Origin of the sequence: Shewanella eurypsychrophilus, from assembly GCF_007004545.3 — a bacterium.
GTDB classification, from domain to species: domain Bacteria; phylum Pseudomonadota; class Gammaproteobacteria; order Enterobacterales; family Shewanellaceae; genus Shewanella; species Shewanella eurypsychrophilus.
The window spans coordinates 279,705-296,132 of sequence record NZ_CP045503.2; the positions used below are offsets into that span (position 1 = coordinate 279,705).

The 16,428-nt window shown below is 44.7% G+C and carries 14 protein-coding genes; 8 read left to right on the forward strand and 6 right to left on the reverse strand.

From position 1 onward, the window contains the following. Positions 1-11: 11 nt before the first annotated feature. From menC to menD, 3 genes are read right to left on the reverse strand one after another with little or no spacing between them, the layout of a single operon-like run. Positions 12-1,079 carry an o-succinylbenzoate synthase gene (gene menC, locus FM038_RS01235; RefSeq protein ID WP_142873037.1) on the reverse strand — a complete coding sequence of 356 codons (1,068 nt, stop codon included), beginning with the start codon at positions 1,077-1,079 and terminating at the stop codon, positions 12-14. Beyond that, the gene (menH, locus tag FM038_RS01240; RefSeq protein WP_142873036.1) at positions 1,076-1,858 is read right to left on the reverse strand and encodes a 2-succinyl-6-hydroxy-2,4-cyclohexadiene-1-carboxylate synthase; all 783 of its coding nucleotides are present in this window, start codon (positions 1,856-1,858) and stop codon (positions 1,076-1,078) included. The genes menC and menH overlap by 4 nt, the downstream gene beginning before the upstream one ends. Beyond that, entirely contained in the window at positions 1,858-3,567 is a 1,710-nt protein-coding gene (menD, locus tag FM038_RS01245) for a 2-succinyl-5-enolpyruvyl-6-hydroxy-3-cyclohexene-1-carboxylic-acid synthase (RefSeq protein ID WP_142873035.1), read from the reverse strand. The genes menH and menD overlap by 1 nt, the downstream gene beginning before the upstream one ends. Positions 3,568-4,319: 752 nt before the next feature. On the opposite strand from menD, the gene FM038_RS01250 reads away from it, so the two are divergent. From FM038_RS01250 to FM038_RS01270, 5 genes are read left to right on the forward strand one after another with little or no spacing between them, the layout of a single operon-like run. Then, on the forward strand, positions 4,320-5,270 hold the full coding sequence (locus FM038_RS01250) for a DmsE family decaheme c-type cytochrome (RefSeq protein ID WP_142873034.1): 951 nt from the start codon (positions 4,320-4,322) through the stop codon (positions 5,268-5,270). Between the two features lie 14 nt (positions 5,271-5,284). Continuing rightward, the gene (locus FM038_RS01255) at positions 5,285-7,294 is read left to right on the forward strand and encodes an MtrB/PioB family decaheme-associated outer membrane protein (protein WP_142873033.1); all 2,010 of its coding nucleotides are present in this window, start codon (positions 5,285-5,287) and stop codon (positions 7,292-7,294) included. Positions 7,295-7,317: 23 nt separating this feature from the next. Beyond that, positions 7,318-9,834 (forward strand): DMSO/selenate family reductase complex A subunit, encoded by a 2,517-nt coding sequence (locus tag FM038_RS01260; RefSeq protein WP_142873032.1) that lies wholly within the window; start codon positions 7,318-7,320, stop codon positions 9,832-9,834. 14 nt (positions 9,835-9,848) lie between these two features. Next, positions 9,849-10,526, forward strand: coding sequence for a DMSO/selenate family reductase complex B subunit (locus FM038_RS01265; protein WP_142873031.1), 678 nt, complete (start codon positions 9,849-9,851; stop codon positions 10,524-10,526). A gap of 45 nt (positions 10,527-10,571) precedes the next feature. Further along, a complete protein-coding gene (locus FM038_RS01270; protein ID WP_142873030.1) occupies positions 10,572-11,231 on the forward strand; it encodes a TorD/DmsD family molecular chaperone in 660 nt (219 codons plus the stop codon). Positions 11,232-11,337: 106 nt separating this feature from the next. Here the strand turns inward: FM038_RS01270 and FM038_RS01275 are convergent, their stop codons facing one another. Continuing rightward, the gene (locus FM038_RS01275) at positions 11,338-11,775 is read right to left on the reverse strand and encodes an Lrp/AsnC family transcriptional regulator (RefSeq protein WP_142873029.1); all 438 of its coding nucleotides are present in this window, start codon (positions 11,773-11,775) and stop codon (positions 11,338-11,340) included. 305 nt (positions 11,776-12,080) lie between these two features. On the opposite strand from FM038_RS01275, the gene yjeH reads away from it, so the two are divergent. Next, positions 12,081-13,346, forward strand: a complete 1,266-nt coding sequence (gene yjeH, locus FM038_RS01280; RefSeq protein ID WP_142873028.1) for an L-methionine/branched-chain amino acid transporter — start codon at positions 12,081-12,083, stop codon at positions 13,344-13,346. Positions 13,347-13,526: 180 nt separating this feature from the next. Beyond that, complete coding sequence (locus tag FM038_RS01285; protein ID WP_142873027.1) at positions 13,527-14,351, forward strand: HDOD domain-containing protein; 825 nt, start codon at positions 13,527-13,529, stop codon at positions 14,349-14,351. 48 nt (positions 14,352-14,399) lie between these two features. On the opposite strand, the gene FM038_RS01290 is transcribed toward FM038_RS01285, so the two are convergent. Both FM038_RS01290 and FM038_RS01295 read right to left on the reverse strand, forming a co-directional pair. Next, on the reverse strand, positions 14,400-14,852 hold the full coding sequence (locus FM038_RS01290; RefSeq protein ID WP_142873026.1) for a tellurite resistance TerB family protein: 453 nt from the start codon (positions 14,850-14,852) through the stop codon (positions 14,400-14,402). Between the two features lie 142 nt (positions 14,853-14,994). After that, a complete protein-coding gene (locus FM038_RS01295; RefSeq protein WP_142873025.1) occupies positions 14,995-15,513 on the reverse strand; it encodes a DUF2780 domain-containing protein in 519 nt (172 codons plus the stop codon). Positions 15,514-15,695: 182 nt separating this feature from the next. Here FM038_RS01295 and FM038_RS01300 point away from each other — a divergent pair, with 182 nt between their 5' ends. Next, positions 15,696-16,421: a hypothetical protein gene (locus FM038_RS01300; RefSeq protein ID WP_142873024.1), complete on the forward strand. Its 726-nt coding sequence runs from the start codon at positions 15,696-15,698 to the stop codon at positions 16,419-16,421. Positions 16,422-16,428 lie beyond the last annotated feature (7 nt).

Below are 16,428 nucleotides of genomic sequence, written 5' to 3' on the forward strand. Positions count from 1 at the left end.
ACTCTCCTTTATTAAACCGATTTTATTTCAGTGAGGCAGCTAAGCTTTAGACATTGAGCCTTACCTGAGTTGATGAGCAGATCTTTGCTAAATGCCGAGAGTGTATCTAGCCCAGGGATCTCATCGGGTGTCATGACTCGACTTAATTTGGCTAGGGCTTCAATGCCTAAGCTTGCTTCTAAACTTGAACTCAGGATTGTTCGGACCCCATGATGTTCGGCTTCATGCTGCAGCTTTTGTAATTTTACCAAAGTACCTATAAGCATAGGTTTGATGACTAACGCGGTTAAGCCTGGCTGCATAGTAAATTGATAGCTTGGATCATTAAGGGTTTCATCGAGTGCCCACGGCATTGGGATAGCATGGAAAAATTTTTGATTATCTTTATGGTCTATGCACGGCTCTTCAATATATTCGACTGCATCGAGAGGCAGGCAGGCGGCAAATTCGATAGCTTGCTCTAAGGTGAAGCCCCGATTTGCATCGAGTCTTAGCTTTATATCAGGCCTGATTGCTAATATCTGATGCACCAGCTTAATCTCATCTTCGAGTGAAGTCTGCGCAACTTTAACTTTTACCGCGTGAATGTCTGTAGGTATCGCTCTGATACGTGCGTCAAAGCACTCTTTAGACTCATCGGTGACTCGATAGATAAGAGGAACAGTTTTGCTCTCTTGTAGTGACAAGTTATGTCCATCTAACTGCCCACTTAACTTAGCGTGAAGTAAACTTAAACCAAAGGCGAGGGAGGGGATGTCTGAGTTATCCGCAAGCTTAATCAGTTGGTCAATGTGTTGACCGACTAAAACATCAACAAGGTTACTGAGCTGATGGCTGGCATCATCTAAGCTTTCCAGACTAAAGCCTAAGAGTGGATTAGCGTCTACATCTAAGCCAGATAGCGGACTGATCTCCACCTGTTCAACTCGCTTTAATTCTGAGCCAGTCTCATCACTATTCTCAATGGCCTCTAGCTGTAATACCAGACCTTTGCGCTTATCTATACGCTGTCTGCCTACTGGTAGCAGCTTGTCTAAAGGGATCTGATAAGAAAAGAGCTGAACAGAAGATATGATCATTTGTGGTTTCCGATGAGTTGGTAGACTAATTGCTGACAAAAGCTGGCTGGCGCGGCAAGGTGAACATTATGTCCGGCATTTTTTATTGTATGAACCTTGATGGAAGAAACATTCTGCCAGCGCTTTGCAAGGTCTGCAAATTTACAGTCTTTATCGCCGACGTAGTAGTGGCAAACGAATTCCACCTGGTTAGGCAGTTGCCAAAGATTCTCTTGTTGGGCGAGTGATGTGGGCAAATAAATGCTTTGTAGCGATTGCGGGTGATTATCACGGCGCTTTTCGACTAGGTTATCTATGGCAGATGTTGATAACTCGGCAAATACGCCTTGTTGATACCAATCTACTAGAAAGCTTTCAATTGTTTGAGTACTGAGCTTATAGCTCCACTGTTTATCATTTTTTAGTCTGCTAGCTTTGTCATTGTTATTTATCAGGCCGGGGTGTGCAGACTCAAGGTTCAGGCTAAGAAGGTTCTCATAATGTAGCTTGGCAATATGCATGGCAATGCGTCCACCTAGTGAGTAGCCAAGCAAATGATATTTACTAATATTGAGTTGAGAGAGTGATAGTTGAATAGCGTTGGCAACTTGGACAAATCCAGATGTTTCAAGTGTCATTGTTTCGCTTTTACCATGGCCAGGCAGATCGATACAGACACAGTAAAAGTACTGAGTTAGCTCACGAAGCAAGTCACTCCAGTCAGATTTATCACCAAGAAACCCGTGTAGCATAACCAAGGCTGGTTTAGTGTTATCGCCATGGCAGCTCAAGGCTAACATTAGTTTTGTTTTACCCAAGAAGCGATTTTAGCTATTTGATCACTGGCTTGATTTTGTGAAACTGTAACTTCGATAACTGATGCGCCATTAAAGCCGATGGCATCTTGGTAAGCTTCATTGAAACTCTCAATATCATCCACTTGATTGTAGGCTAAACCAAACATAGCGGCAGCATAACCAAACTCGAGTCCATGGGAGAGGCGATAATAGTCGTTTCTAAGCTTTTCATCGGGTACAGGCAGCAAATTGAAGATGTTACCACCGTCATTATTTAAGATCACGACCACAAAGGGGCTGTCTATTGTACGGGCGATAGCAAGTGAATTGAGGTCATGCAGCTGTGAAATATCACCAATGATCAGGGTTGTCGGTATCCCTTTATGTTTTGCTGTGCCGCATGCCGTTGCGAGTAATCCATCAATACCCGAGGCGCCACGGTTGGTATAGGTGACACCATATTCAGGTGTTGTTGGAGCATACATATCGTAGAGACGTATTGGCAAACTGTTGCCAATAAACAGTTGCTGAAGGGGCCGCTGGGCTTTGGCTATCGCACGGACGATCATCGCTTCACCGAACTCGCCATTATCTATTTGCTGCTGAAACAGAGTCTCAACTTTGTCATTAAGCTGAGTTAACTCTAGCGCCCAATTGATCTCAGAGGAGCGTGGCCATGACTGAGTCGAGAAACTCTTTAAATCACAGTGCCAAACCTGTTTAGCGCTGTGGCTTGGATCTAAGCGAATGTGATGAGGCAATACCTGCCAGTAGCTTTTCCACTTCTGCTCAGCAAGGTAGTTAATTAGGCTCTTAGAAAGCAAACGCCCGCCAAAGACTATTACGCGTTCTGCCTGCTGTAATAGTGATTTGGCTTTTGGGTGATGCAGAAGTTGATCTATATTGCCGATAACGCCTGGGTGCTGTCTGAGTTGAGACTGAGCATCTGTTAATAGTGGCCACCCTAGCTTCTGTGAGAGAAGTATTAATGCTTCAGGCGACTCCTCTGGCGTAAGTGTTCCTGCAATAATCACCCCTTTACCGTGAACGAAGCGGGCTAAGCTGTCCTGAGTTGGCATACTTTGCTGCTTAGCCTGGCCATATTGCACATAGGGCTGCGATGCATGTTGCCAATTCCCAAGCGTACTGAGGTACTTGGTGAAGTTTGCACTCATGGTTGATGGGTAGAGTGGTTCACGATACATGCAGTTGATATGTACAGGCTGGCTTTGATTGCTGACAGCCTCATCGAGTGTGGTGAGCAGGGCTTCAGGACGAATCGTAATGTCGGGTGTTGGCAGATTTATCTGCTTAGCGTACTGAGCAAAAATCGCCGGTTGAATGATCGCCTGGTTCGCGCCGCAGTCAATGAGCTCTGGCGGTCTATCACCAGATAGCACGATAAGAGGAACATGGGTTAACCAAGCCTCGATAATTGCAGGATAAAGGTTGGCAACGGCTGTGCCAGAGGTGGTAATTATCGCAACAGGTGCTTGGCTAGCCTTGGCTAAGCCTAAAGCCATAAAGCCTAAGCCACGCTCATCAAAATGCAGGTGCTGCTTTAGTTTTATCTGCTTAGCAGCAGCTAATGTTAACGGCGTAGAGCGAGAGCCTGGAGCCATACATATATGTTTTACGCCAAGACGAGCAAGCTCTTCGAGAATAAGAGTGCCCCATAGCAAGTTCAGTTCAGCTGTCTTTTCGATCTGCATGGATAATTACCTGGAATTGAGTATCCATAGTGTACCCCTATTCACTTTAAAGGAAAATAACTAGCCCTGATAACAGCTTAACGGGGGCATTACCCTCTCAATTATTTCTAGAACAGAAATGTTGGTATTATGTATTTCATTAAACAATTAAATAAACAGTTAAAACAATCATAAGAAGCAATTAAAATGCATCAATTATATATTTATGGGTATTTCCATAAATATATTCAACTTGGTTAGGTAACCCATAAATATCACTAAGCCATAGTACTTTTGAACTAGATCAAAATAAAATTTTCTTCTGATGTGTTTATTATCATAGTTAATACAGTTATTAAGATATCGACTGCCTAATCACATGTGTAGTTAAAAAGAACTTAATTTATAACTAATTATTAAAAATTTGAACTTCATCATTTAGTATCCCTTAAGTAGTAAATGCGAATTTAACATCTTGATACTTGGCGATTAACATTGGCTACGTCTTGTCTCGTTTAAATTTTAGCCATCACCATAAAATTCAATGACCTATATCTAGCCTCTCAGTGTCGTTAATAATATTCATTCTTAATTGTATCTTGTGCGAGTTCACAGTTTTCGTTTATTCATTGAACCTATCCCAAATTCATTTTTGACCTATTTAACAATCAAGTTTCTGTAATTCTTTGCCTTAATATATAAACATCTTAACTGGTTAACCTCCTGTTTAAATGGTGAGTTAATTATTGTGTTAATTATGTAAGGTTCGATTAATGATCTCTCATCTTTTGAATAAGGTATTAATTGGGATAGCAACACTCGCGTGCTTATCTCTTAGCGTAAATGCTACCCCTTGGAATCATCTCCCCGGTGAACAACTTGAACAAATATTAGTTGAAAAATTTTCGGCTGGTGAATATTCATCCAAAGGCGCCGATTCCTGCTTGATGTGCCACCGAAAAAATGACGCTGTAATGGCTATTTTCGATGGTACCCACGGCATGATGAACAATAAGCAGTCACCAATGGCTGGCTTACAGTGCGAAGCCTGTCATGGGCCTCAAGGCAAGCACAATAGAGGCGGAAAGGAGCCGATGATTAGCTTTGGTCCTCAAAGCAAGTTATCAGCGAGTGCTCAAAATAGCGTTTGCCAAGGTTGTCATAACGATCCTAAACAGATGGCATGGCACAGCAGTACTCATAACCTTGAAGAGATAGCATGCTCTGACTGCCATACGCTGCATAGCGCCAAAGACCCTGCTCTGGACAAGCTTAGTGTCAATGACACTTGCACGTCGTGCCATACCAAAGAGAAAGCCGATATGAATAAGCGCTCATCTCATCCTCTGAAATGGGACCAGATGACCTGTATCGATTGCCACTCACCTCACGGCTCTATGAGTGAAAGCGCCCTGAATAAACCAACCATTAATGATACCTGTTACTCATGCCATAGCGAAAAACGTGGCCCAGTGTTATGGGAACATGCACCCGTTACCGAAAACTGTGTCACCTGCCATAACCCTCACGGCAGTGTCAATGAAGGCATGCTCAATAGCCGTGCACCTCAACTGTGTCAGCAGTGTCACGCCCCCGATGGTCATGCAAGCAGAGTCGTACAGGAACCTGGAATGGATGCCTTCGGCGGCGGTAAGAGTTGCTTGAACTGTCACAGCAAGATCCATGGTTCTAATCATCCATCAGGCAGCCTGCTGCAGCGCTAATAGGGAGCAATATCATGAGATTTAAACTCAATATCATTACAGTGTCGCTCCTAGCCGTATCAAGCTCGGCAATGGCGACAAACTTCGGTGTTGGTAATGCCAATACTGACTCGCTCAATATGGATAAGTACCAGTGCAAGCGTTGCGTATCTACCAATGGTTATAACGGTGAGGTGACGGTCTCAACGGGCTATAACTCTGTGGACGATATCCATGCTGGTAATGCTCTGGGAACCGCTGAAGATGGTGTGATTGCTGCCGTAAGTGGTGATATTCGCTATCAAAATGAAACCGGCTATCAGGCCCAAATTCAAGCCCATCAGCTGGGTATGGATAATGGCTTTGCCAATCTTAAGGTGGGTAAGTCAGGACTCTATGAACTGGAGTTGGATTACCAATCGCTTAAGAGTTATCAGGCGGGCGATGTACAGAGTCAGCTTTGGCACAACAATGGAATGTTGACCCCCAGTCCCTATACCAATGAGTTAGATCTGGCGCTAAAACGCGAAAAGTCTGCCATAGGTTTCAGTTATGGAGAGGGGATTTATAACACCTTCATCCGCTATAGCCAGGAAGATAAAACGGGTCATCAATCGACGAGTCTTGTTGCACCAAGCCCAGTTAACTTTGGTCTGCCTGTCGATGCCAGAACTAAGCAATTAGATGTAGGCGCTTCTTTAGCTGGTGATAACTGGATAACTGAACTGAGCTATTTCGGTAGTTATTACAGTAATAACATCACAGATCTGAGCTTACCTCATATGAATGATGTGTACTCGGCAACCCCAGATAATGAGGCTCATCAGGTGTCTCTTTCGGGTCAGTATCAGCTCAATCGCACTGTGATGAGCGGTCGCTTAGTGACAGGACGGATGATTCAGGACGATGCACTTATTCAGATGAGTGGTAATCCGCTGCAAAGCTGGGATGGGCAGATAGATACCTTAGATGGTCGGTTTGCGGTGACCTCTATGTTGAGTAATCGTCTGCGTTTAGGCGGTAGTGTCGATCACAGCAAGCGAGACAACCAAAGCTCTGTATGGGAGTTTGCCCAGTATAGTTACAACGGTTTAAGCGGCACATTTAAGCAAAATGTGCCTCAGGATATCGAGCGTAACACTTATAAAGTCAATGCGAGTTATCGCATCGCCAGCGGCTACCGACTACAAGCGGGTTACGACCGAAAAGAGGTTGATCGTACCTATAGTGAGCGCGAGCAAACCAATGAAGATAGCTTGTGGGCCAAACTGAATGTGCGGGCTTTCGACAAGTTCAATGTCAATCTAAAAGCCAGCCATGGCAATCGCGGTGGCTCGGATTATGAAGTGAATCAAGTTACCTCATCTGAAGATAATGCGCTGATGCGCAAATACTATCTTGCGGATCGTAAACGTAATGCTTTCGAGCTAAAGGTAAATCACACCCCTCTCTCCTGGATGAGTATCGATGTTACCGGTCGTTACGCCAAAGATGATTATGACGCTACCGAGATTGGTCTGACGGAATCGGAAGACTTTGGTTATGACGTCAACCTAAGCCTGCAGATGAGCAAGCATCTGTCAGCGTATGGATTTGCTGGTCAGCAATGGATCAACTCGGCACAAGCTGGTAGTCAGAGCTTCTCGAGCCCGGACTGGAACGCCGATATCGAAGATGAGTTTATTAATATTGGTGCCGGCTTTAGTTATGGCGGTTTGATGCAGGACAAGCTCACGTTAGGCGGTGATTACCTGTTTAGCAATTCAATCAGTGACACCTCGGTCGGGGGCACTCTTGTCACGACCAATGGTAGTCAGCCATATGGTGATTACTTCTCCTATAACCACAGCGTGCGTATGTATGCCGACTATGCCTTGAGCAAGCAGATGGCATTGAAGCTGAGTTATCAATATGAACGTTATTACGACACAGATGCGGCCCAAGTCGCGACCAATACTGTGCCGGGGCTAACCACGTTAGGTGAGCTTAATCATGACTATAACGCGCACCAAGTGATGTTGTCGTTTAGCTATTTGTTGCGTTAGAGCAATCGTAAGAGGAAATATTAATGGAACGTAGAAGTTTCTTAAAAATGAGTGCTGCCATGGGTTGTGCAGCAAGCGTAACAGGTTGTAAAACCAGTTCAGATGACGCCAATGTTGTGCCACCAAAGCCGCCTGTAGGTGAAGAGCAGATCACTTGGTCATCTTGCCTGGTTAACTGTGGTTCTAACTGTCCGGTTAAAGTATTCAGCCGTGATGGTGTTATCACCCGCGTTGAAACCGATCACGACGTTGTCGACGGCGATGATATTTATCAAGTGCGCGCCTGTGCACGGGGTCGTTCACTGCGCCAGCGTACTTATGCCGTCGATCGTTTAAAAACACCGATGAAGCGTGTTGGTAAGCGTGGCGAAGGTAAGTTTGTACCAATCAGCTGGGATGAAGCGGCTAAAACTATCGGTACTAAGCTGACCTCTGTGATTGCTGAACACGGCAACAAGGCTATCTTCCGCAGCTACGGCTCGGGGGCTTACTATGGTTTTGCTTCTAATGCCTGTTTTAACCGTCTGTTTAACCTAAATGGCGGTTGCCTCAATGCCTATGGTAACTATTCTTGGGCGCAGCAGATGGAAGCGGCTAAGCATACTTTTGGTACGGGGAGCACCTCGGGTTCATCGACGGTGACTCTGGCCAACAGTGACTTCCTATTAGGTGTAGCTTATAACCCAAGTGAGATCCGTCAGTCGGGTTCAGGCGAAGGTTATGACTACCTTAAAGCATTGCAGAAGAGTAATGGCTTGAAAGTGGTGATGATCGATCCTCGCTACACAGATTCTATGCTTGGCAAGGAGTCTAAGTGGTTACCTATCCGTCCGGGAACAGATGCGGCCTTTGCTGAAGCGATTGCTTACCAGATGATCAGCTCAGGTTGGGTTGATAACAATTCACTTAACTTTATCAATAAGTATGCAGTAGGTTTCGACGCCGCTTCGATTGCGCAGCAAAAAGAGATTTTTGCCGCCAGTGGTGATGCCACTAAGCAAGAATACGCCAAGGTGATGAAGCCTGAAGAAAACTACCGTGATTATATTTTAAGTCAGGGTATCTACGCCGATCAGCCGTTAAAGACGCCTGAGTGGGCGGAAAAAATCACCGGTATTCCAGCGGCTCAACTTGAGCAGATTGCCACCGACCTACAAAATGCTAAAGCGCCTTACATAGTTGTTGGCGCCGGTGTTAACCGTCAGGCCAATGGTGAGCAAAGTATGCGCGCCCTGTACATGCTGTCGGTATTAACAGGCAAGTTAGGTACCTTAGGTGCATCGAACGGTGAGCTACCGTTTATGAGCAGTATGTCGCGATCTGGTATTCCTACAGGCAGTAATCCGGTTAAAGAAAGTATTTCATTCTTTACCTGGTCAGAAGCTATCCATAACGGCGAAACCATGACGGCACGCAGTCACGGTGTTCGTGGTACAGATGATTTAGACACGCCGCTAGGTACCAATATCAAGGTCATCATCTCTGCATCGGATAGCTCGCTACTGAACCAACACGCCGAAATCAATAACACCGCTAAGATCTTAGAAGATGAAACCGGTGTTGAGCTGATTGTAAGTTGTGATTGTTGGATGACGCCTGGTGCTAAGTTTGCCGATATCATTTTGCCTGACACTAGCTGGTTGGAATCTAATGATTTAGTCAATGACAGCTACGCATCAGGTGCGCTGGGTTATATCACTGCGATGAAGTCAGCGATTGAGCCTATGTGGGACTGTAAGTCTATGTATGAAGCTGCTGCGTTAATTGCTAAATACATGGGCTGTGAAGCTGAGTTTACCGAAGGTAAAACTGAAGAGCAGTGGCTTGAAGAGTTATACCAAAAGACCAAAGACAACAGTAACAACTTAGGTGTTGTACCAGCATTCCCTGCGACTTATAAAGAGGCGCAGGAGGTCGGTTTCTTCCGCAAGAATATGAATGACAATCATGTTGCCTTAGAAAGCTATATCAAAGGTGGTAAGGCCCTATCGACGCCAAGTGGCAAGATTGAGATCTACTCGGCCGAGCTTGCATGGCGAGCGGCTAACTGGGATCAAGAGTCTACGACTGACGTTAAGGGTGACACCATCACAGCCATTCCTCAGTACACAGTCACTTGGGATGGTTACGAAGATGAAGACACTAATATCGATTACCCCATTCAGTTAGCGGGTTATCACACTAAAGGGCGCACCCACTCTAGTTACCACAACGTCCCTTGGCTGCGTGAAGCAGTAGAAGATGCCGTTTGGGTCAACCCTATGGATGCCGCTGAGAACGGTCTAAGTTCTGGCGATAAGATTGAGATGTATAACGAACGTGGTTCGATTGCCGTCAAGGTGCGTATTACGCCACGTGTCGCGCCAGGGGTGTTTGCGTTAGGTCAAGGTGCTTGGTTTAGCCCTGGTAATACGGTTGGCAGCACAGGTCACATCATAGATGAAGGCGGTGCGATCAACACACTAACCCGTTATCAGCCAAGCCCTGTCGCTAAAGGCAATCCACAGCACACTAACCGTGTTGCCATTAAAAAGATTTAAGAGACTCGTTAATTATGACTCAAGCAACTCAATATGGTTTTTATGTAGACAGCACTAAGTGCAGTGGCTGTAAAGCATGTCACGTGTCTTGCAAAGACCGTCAAAGCAACGAAATTCGTAATAATAGTAACCCAGAGGGTAATGCCTTACCTGCACTTGAGGGCGTAACTTGGCGTCGTGTGTATGAATACGGCGGCGGAGAGTGGACCAAAGGTAACAATGGCTGCTTCGAGCAAAATGTATTTGCTTATTATATGTCTATTGGCTGTAACCATTGCTCTGAGCCGGTGTGTGTTAAAGCTTGTCCAACGGGTGCGATGCATAAACGTCGTGAAGATGGCCTAGTGCATATAGCATCAGAGCTATGTATCGGTTGTGAGAGCTGCGCCCGTGCTTGCCCTTATGATGCGCCGCAAATTGATCGCGAACGTAAGGTCATGACTAAGTGTGATGGCTGCTTTGAGCGAATCGCCGATGGTCGTAAGCCTGTCTGTGTCGAGTCTTGCCCGTTACGAGCATTGGACTTCGATACTATGGATAACCTACGTGAGAAGTATGGCGATGGTGACGGTCATATTGCGCCGCTACCATCACCTTCAATCACTTCGCCTAACTTGATCATCAAGGCAAACGTCAATGGTCGTCCGTCTGGCAGCGGTGAAGGGCAGATCTTAAACTTATCGGAAGTTTAATTGTTTATGGCGCCCATGTGGCGCCATTTTTAATGGGATGTAATTGTGATATCAGATAGCGTAAATACTTATTCAGATCTGCAGGCGATAGCACGAGTGCTGCATAATGTTCTGTTGGATTACCCCAGTGAAACTTCGATTGACTGTCTAGCTGAAAATAGGCTCGGTGACACCTGGCCAAACTTAACTCACTCGAAAGAAAATCAGCAAGGCAAAGTACTGCTTGATCGCTTTTTGGCAAAGTGGAACCCTGAACAGATAAATGAGCTAAAACTTGATTATGGTCAGCTGTTTTTTGGCCCTGGCGAGCCGACAGCAATGCCATGGGGCTCAGTCTATCTGGGTGAAGAGCAGTTGCTCAATGATAAATCAACGATCGCCTTGATGGCGTTTTATAAACAGAACGGGATTAGTTTTGAGCTAGCACAAAACCAGCCATTGGATCATATTGCACTGTTTTATGCTGTACTCGATCAGCTGTTAAGCCAGCTAGTCGCAGAGCCGAGTAATAAAGCTGTGTATGAAACTATGGTGATCTTGATACAGCAACATATGCTGCCTTGGTCTGGACGCTGTTTAACGCTAGCCGTTGAGAATGCTCAAACCGATTTTTATAAAGGCATTGCACTGTTAGCTTTAGATTTTCAAGCTGCATTAATCTCAGAGTTTAATATTATCCCAGTCGCAACACGACTATTTAAGTAAGGAAATTGATGGGGTGATACGTGCTGTAGGCGCACAATGGGAAAAGACGGGCTTTCCCTAGTTGAGCACCTTTTTATTCGGATAAGCAGACGGGGTGCCAAATTAACTAGCCCCTATTATCGATCCACTCGCTCATCACCACATGAGTCTTAAGCTTAATAATGTCTGTCTGTGCGTCGATATGTTCACGGATCTCATGCAGACGTTTCATCGAGCTTGCCTGGACGTAAACGAGCAGATCCATATCACCAGTGATGCCGCGACATGTAATCACTTCAGGAATGGCCTGGAAGACATGAACGACATCGGCGCAGCGAGGACATCTGTGTTGGATTTCAAAATAGGCGGAGACTCCCTCCTTTTGAGATTCACTGAGTAGCACCTGATAGCCGCGGATGATACCTGTGTTTTCAAGCTTTTTAATTCGTTCTGATACCGCAGAACGAGATAGATTTACCGCTTCCGAGATATAAGAGATGCTCTGTCTGGCATCAATCCTGAGTTCGGCGATAATGGCTTTATCGAACTTGTCTAGTTTGTCCATTTATTGCTCATCTCCTAAATATTGTGTCGATTGGTATTATCAAGTTACATCTCACAATTAACACCTCACGAACGAATTGACGGTAAAAGTCTTAATGGCCGTCATTCTGTCGGTATTTTTGTCAAAGTAACAGATTAACTCCGACAGTTTGTCTCGAAGCCTAAGTCTATACTAATGCAGCACATTCCAATAGGTATGGGAGTAGTTCGCAGACGTTCTCTCATGTGAAGCGTCTATTTAACTGTATGTGTGAACAAGCACTTTGAAGGTGCAGGTAAAGATGAATTGATAAGGAAGTGGTGAGAATGGATCAAGTTAAGGGAACAATTGGGCGATGGCAGGGAGCAGGTCTCATGGCGACGACGCTATTGGGGACGGGGGTGTTTATCTTGCCTCAGATGACCATTGCCATCGCGGGTACTGGCGCATTGATTGCGTGGCTATTACTGACTTTGGCAATTATTCCTGTGACCTTGGTTTTTGGCCGTTTAGCGGGGGTATTTCCCCATGCCGCTGGCCCCGCCTATTTTGTAGAGAAAGCATTTGGCCGCACAGCTGGCCGAACCATAGGGCTGATTTTCCTGTTTGTGGTTCCTTTAGGTGCTCCAGCTGCCATCTTGATGACCTTTCAATTTGTTGATGCATTGATTCCACTGTCAGGTTGGAGCCAAGTGGCAGTACAACTTAGTTTCTTAGTGGCGCTCTTCTTACTCAATTTCAGAGGGATCCATGTTTCAGCCAAGCTGCAGTTTGCACTGACACTCGCTATCGTTTCAGTTGTAGTCTTGATGTTTGGTGCGGGTGGATTAAATCTCGATAAATTGCAGTTACTCTCTCATGGGACGACAACGGATTCAGGTTTGATTATGGCAGCTGCAGGTATTGCTTTTTGGAGCTTTGTGGGCGTGGAGGCTATGACTCACTTGGCCAATGATTTTAAAGATCCTAAGAAAGATATGCTTCCCGCCATGATGATCGGTACTGTGTTGGTGGGCTTAGTATATCTTGCGTGCACAGGCTTACTTTTACTGATGCAAGTAGAGACAGTGACTGGTTTGGCAATGGTTACTGCGTTTGATAATTTACTGGGTGGTTACGGTGTTCAGGTTATCGCTATCTTAGGTATTGCTGGTGGGCTTGCTACGGTGAATGTCTATACTGCCAGTGTCTCCAGACTGATATGGAGTTTTAGTAAGGAAGGCATATTGCCACGATATTTTGATTCTCTGAATCAGCATCAAGTTCCTGTTAGGGCTCTATCGGTCGTATTGCTGGCAATGGCTGTGGTTATCGTTTTGACCTATGTATCGGGTCAGGAATTGGAACAATTAATTGCTTGGACAAATGGAGTATTTGTTATTATCTACTTAGCGTCTATGTTAGCCGCGGCCAAGCTCTTGAGTAAACGCTACCTTCCTCTAATCGGCTTAGGAAGTACCTTCTGCATTGTTCTTGGCTTTGCTCTAGGTTGGAACATGCTGTATGCCTTGGTGATGACTTTAGTTGTTGCACCTTTCTTATGGTGGCAAAAGAATCATCTGGGTCGCAAGCAAAAGTTTCAAGTGGCATAGTCCCGACCAGACAGCGCGGTTTTGATCGTTAAGTGAAAGATAAAGCCAGCTATTGCGCTCGAAACTTACAGCTATCAGGCTCAAAAATGCTCCTAGTATTTGATCGGTGAAAGCTCTGCAAGTTCTGAATTTGTGTCCTATATTTTTAACTCATAGTTTAGGAACTTTTGGAGAGATAGAATGGATTCAGCTGCATTACTTAGTCATATTGATGAATTACCACGTTTACCTAAAGCCGTTAGTGAACTATTAGATCTCGTAAACAAGGACGATGCTTCAGTGGCTGAGATCACCGAAAAGATCTCTCACGACCCCCTGGTTAGTGCCAGAATTTTACGCTTAGTAAATTCTGCCCATTACGGTCGAAGTCGAGAAGTCGGCTCTATCGATGAGGCAGTCGTTCGCCTGGGAATGCAAACGTTAAGAACCTTAGTCATAGCCTCAGCGGTCATTGGCGCAGTTCCTACCATTGCAGGGATTGAACTCGGTGAGTTTTGGGGGCAAACTTTTGAGGTGTCCTTGTATGGTCAAGAGCTTGCTAAGCGCTGTGGCGCGGCTCCAGATACCGCTTTCACTTGTGGGATCTTGCATGATATTGGTGATCTGCTCATTGCAACGATTGAACCTGATAAGTCTGTAAAAATTCGTGAAGCGGTAGAAAGTGGCGAAAATAAATGTCAGGTAGAACAAGATATTCTAGGCTATGAATCAGCTGAAGTTGCAGCGCTGCTTGCGAAGAACTGGAAATTTTCATCTGAATTGGTCCAAGGGATTAAATATCAAAACCACCCTGAGCAAGCCGCTCCCTATTCAAAACAGGCTGCACTTTTAGCCCTATCCCATCAGATTATCAATGACTGGGAACTGATTGATAAAAATGAGAAGACTAGTTGGCTCTCACAGCAGGCGACTTCTCTTGGTTTGAAGATGGAAGTCGGTGGTTTACAAGATAAATTAGCCGGGCTTAGAGGCAAGGGTTTTGATATTGCTAAGCAGCTTACGTAAATGCTCTAATGGAATGGGTATCATTGGCCAAACTAAATTTACGTAAGGTTAAGTTTGGCTTTCAATGGCTATATTTCGCATCTGAATAAGCTCGCTGTGCTTGAGATAGAGTAACTCTGAAGTTCTGCGAATGATCTGATCTTCATACTGACATAGTTGACCATCGGCATAGGCCAGTTTCCACATAGCAAGGATCAACTTCTGCTTTTGCTCCACGTCAAACTGATCATTGATCTCTTTGGTGAATTCATACAAAGATATGGCATCGCCCTGGATTTTTTTGGCTTCAGCAATTAACTCTTCTGCTTCTACTTGAGTTAGAGACAGAGTTTTTGTGAGCAATTGTGGCAGTAACTTTGCCTCATCATCACTTAAAGTTTCATCGGCAAATACGACTTCAAGCAGTAAACTGATAGCGGCTAAATTTAATTGACGGCTTTTCTCTTCTGGCGAGACAGCTTCTGAGTGAGAAGTAAGGAATTGTTTTAATTTCGCTAGCATGCATTTTCCTTCTAAGTCGATATGTTGGCTTTAAACTCATAGAAACTTAGAGTTAAAGTGATGCGAAGAGTTCATTTCTTATTTTATAGAAAAATGAACCCTTGATAGCATATACAAACTAATGTTTGTGAAGCTTGGCTATTTATAGAATAGCCCCGAGCCCTTTCATTAGCATATCGGTCGTTCCGTCACCGGCGTTGGCATCTAGATAGCCTTTGACTATGTCTATCATAGGTGCGGCTAACTCCTTTGAAATACCAAGCTTTTCAAATGCATCATAGACCTGTGCACCACCTTGAAGTGAACTGCCAAAGTCGCCTGCTTTAGCCAACAGTCCTGACATGCCTGATTCATTATCTAACTCAGGTGCGGCAGACAGTAACGCATCGACTCCAGGGATCGCGCTAGCAATCGAGCCAAATTCATTACTATTCAGGCTTGACTGAGCCAGTGACAGTAAACTTCCTAAGCCCCCTTCAGCTTGTGACTGGTTGAGCCCAAGCTGAGTCATGACACTGGATACTAGATCGTTATTCTGAGTTTGTGCAGCCTGAGGCTTTACTTCTTCTTTCGAGGTCAGATCATCAAACCAGCCAGCGGTTACTGGGATACTGAGCGTTGCGCTGACGAGGAATAGACCGAACACAGCAGATAATTTCATTTTTTTCCTTCCAATGGTAAATAAGTCTGACTATTGCCACTATTCTAGCTTTTTTAACAAAACTATTGCATCTATTTTACCTAGCTGCTGAGTTAATCACGGAATCTTCGGTGCAAAAAAGGTCAAATTTCTGTATCCTGTTTGCCTAATTTTGCTTTTTTAATTATCTATTGGAACCACGCATGTCATTGTCTGCGATATTAACGGAAGCCTTTAACTTCTTTCGTAATCACATTAGTCAGTTAGCTGCTTTAACTGTGCCAATTCTTTTTATTCAGGTTGGTATTCAATTATGGCTCGGTATGGAAATTGGCAATGCCGATTTAGAGAACCCTCAATTTGGCGGTTCACATATGGCCGCTATGATGGCCTTACTGCTGGTATTCTCTTTGCTGATAGCCTCTTTGACCATCTTCTTGGAGATCCGCTCACAAGGGCATGAAGCAAGTACCTTACTTATTTTGAAAACCAGTTTGAACTTTGTTCCAGGCTTGTTGCTTGCAGGGGTGTTCTCTGGTCTAGCCATTCTTGCCCCTGTGATGATATTTGCAGCCTTTGGTCCTTTATGGCTGATAGGGTTAACCATGAGTATCTATATATTTGCCAGACTGGCCTATGTGAACTTTATGATAGTGGTTGAACGCTTGAGTCCCTTTGAGGCAATTAAGGGTAGTTTTAAGTTTAGTGGCCCAATCGCTTTTAAGACCTTGATGGTATTGATGCTCTATATCCCATTATCTTTGGTTGGTGGCTCAATTTCTGGGTTGGTACAATCTTTAGGATTCCCAGTTCAGCTTATTGTTGAAGTCTTTGTGGCCTTTATGGGCTTGTTCGTTAATGTCGCACTGTTCCGTTTGTATATGGTGTCACGTCCAAAGCCAGCAGAAACAGTAGATGAAGAAGTTTAAGGTGTAA

What these genes read in the sequence shown, in the direction of transcription:
- menC (WP_142873037.1), bottom strand. Translation starts at nt 1,079, where the DNA reads ATGATCATATCTTCTGTTCAGCTCTTTTCTTATCAGATCCCTTTAGAC.
- menH (WP_142873036.1), bottom strand. Translation starts at nt 1,858, where the DNA reads ATGTTAGCCTTGAGCTGCCATGGCGATAACACTAAACCAGCCTTGGTT.
- menD (WP_142873035.1), bottom strand. Translation starts at nt 3,567, where the DNA reads ATGCAGATCGAAAAGACAGCTGAACTGAACTTGCTATGGGGCACTCTT.
- FM038_RS01250 (WP_142873034.1), top strand. Translation starts at nt 4,320, where the DNA reads ATGATCTCTCATCTTTTGAATAAGGTATTAATTGGGATAGCAACACTC.
- FM038_RS01255 (WP_142873033.1), top strand. Translation starts at nt 5,285, where the DNA reads ATGAGATTTAAACTCAATATCATTACAGTGTCGCTCCTAGCCGTATCA.
- FM038_RS01260 (WP_142873032.1), top strand. Translation starts at nt 7,318, where the DNA reads ATGGAACGTAGAAGTTTCTTAAAAATGAGTGCTGCCATGGGTTGTGCA.
- FM038_RS01265 (WP_142873031.1), top strand. Translation starts at nt 9,849, where the DNA reads ATGACTCAAGCAACTCAATATGGTTTTTATGTAGACAGCACTAAGTGC.
- FM038_RS01275 (WP_142873029.1), bottom strand. Translation starts at nt 11,775, where the DNA reads ATGGACAAACTAGACAAGTTCGATAAAGCCATTATCGCCGAACTCAGG.
- yjeH (WP_142873028.1), top strand. Translation starts at nt 12,081, where the DNA reads ATGGATCAAGTTAAGGGAACAATTGGGCGATGGCAGGGAGCAGGTCTC.
- FM038_RS01285 (WP_142873027.1), top strand. Translation starts at nt 13,527, where the DNA reads ATGGATTCAGCTGCATTACTTAGTCATATTGATGAATTACCACGTTTA.
- FM038_RS01290 (WP_142873026.1), bottom strand. Translation starts at nt 14,852, where the DNA reads ATGCTAGCGAAATTAAAACAATTCCTTACTTCTCACTCAGAAGCTGTC.
- FM038_RS01295 (WP_142873025.1), bottom strand. Translation starts at nt 15,513, where the DNA reads ATGAAATTATCTGCTGTGTTCGGTCTATTCCTCGTCAGCGCAACGCTC.
- FM038_RS01300 (WP_142873024.1), top strand. Translation starts at nt 15,696, where the DNA reads ATGTCATTGTCTGCGATATTAACGGAAGCCTTTAACTTCTTTCGTAAT.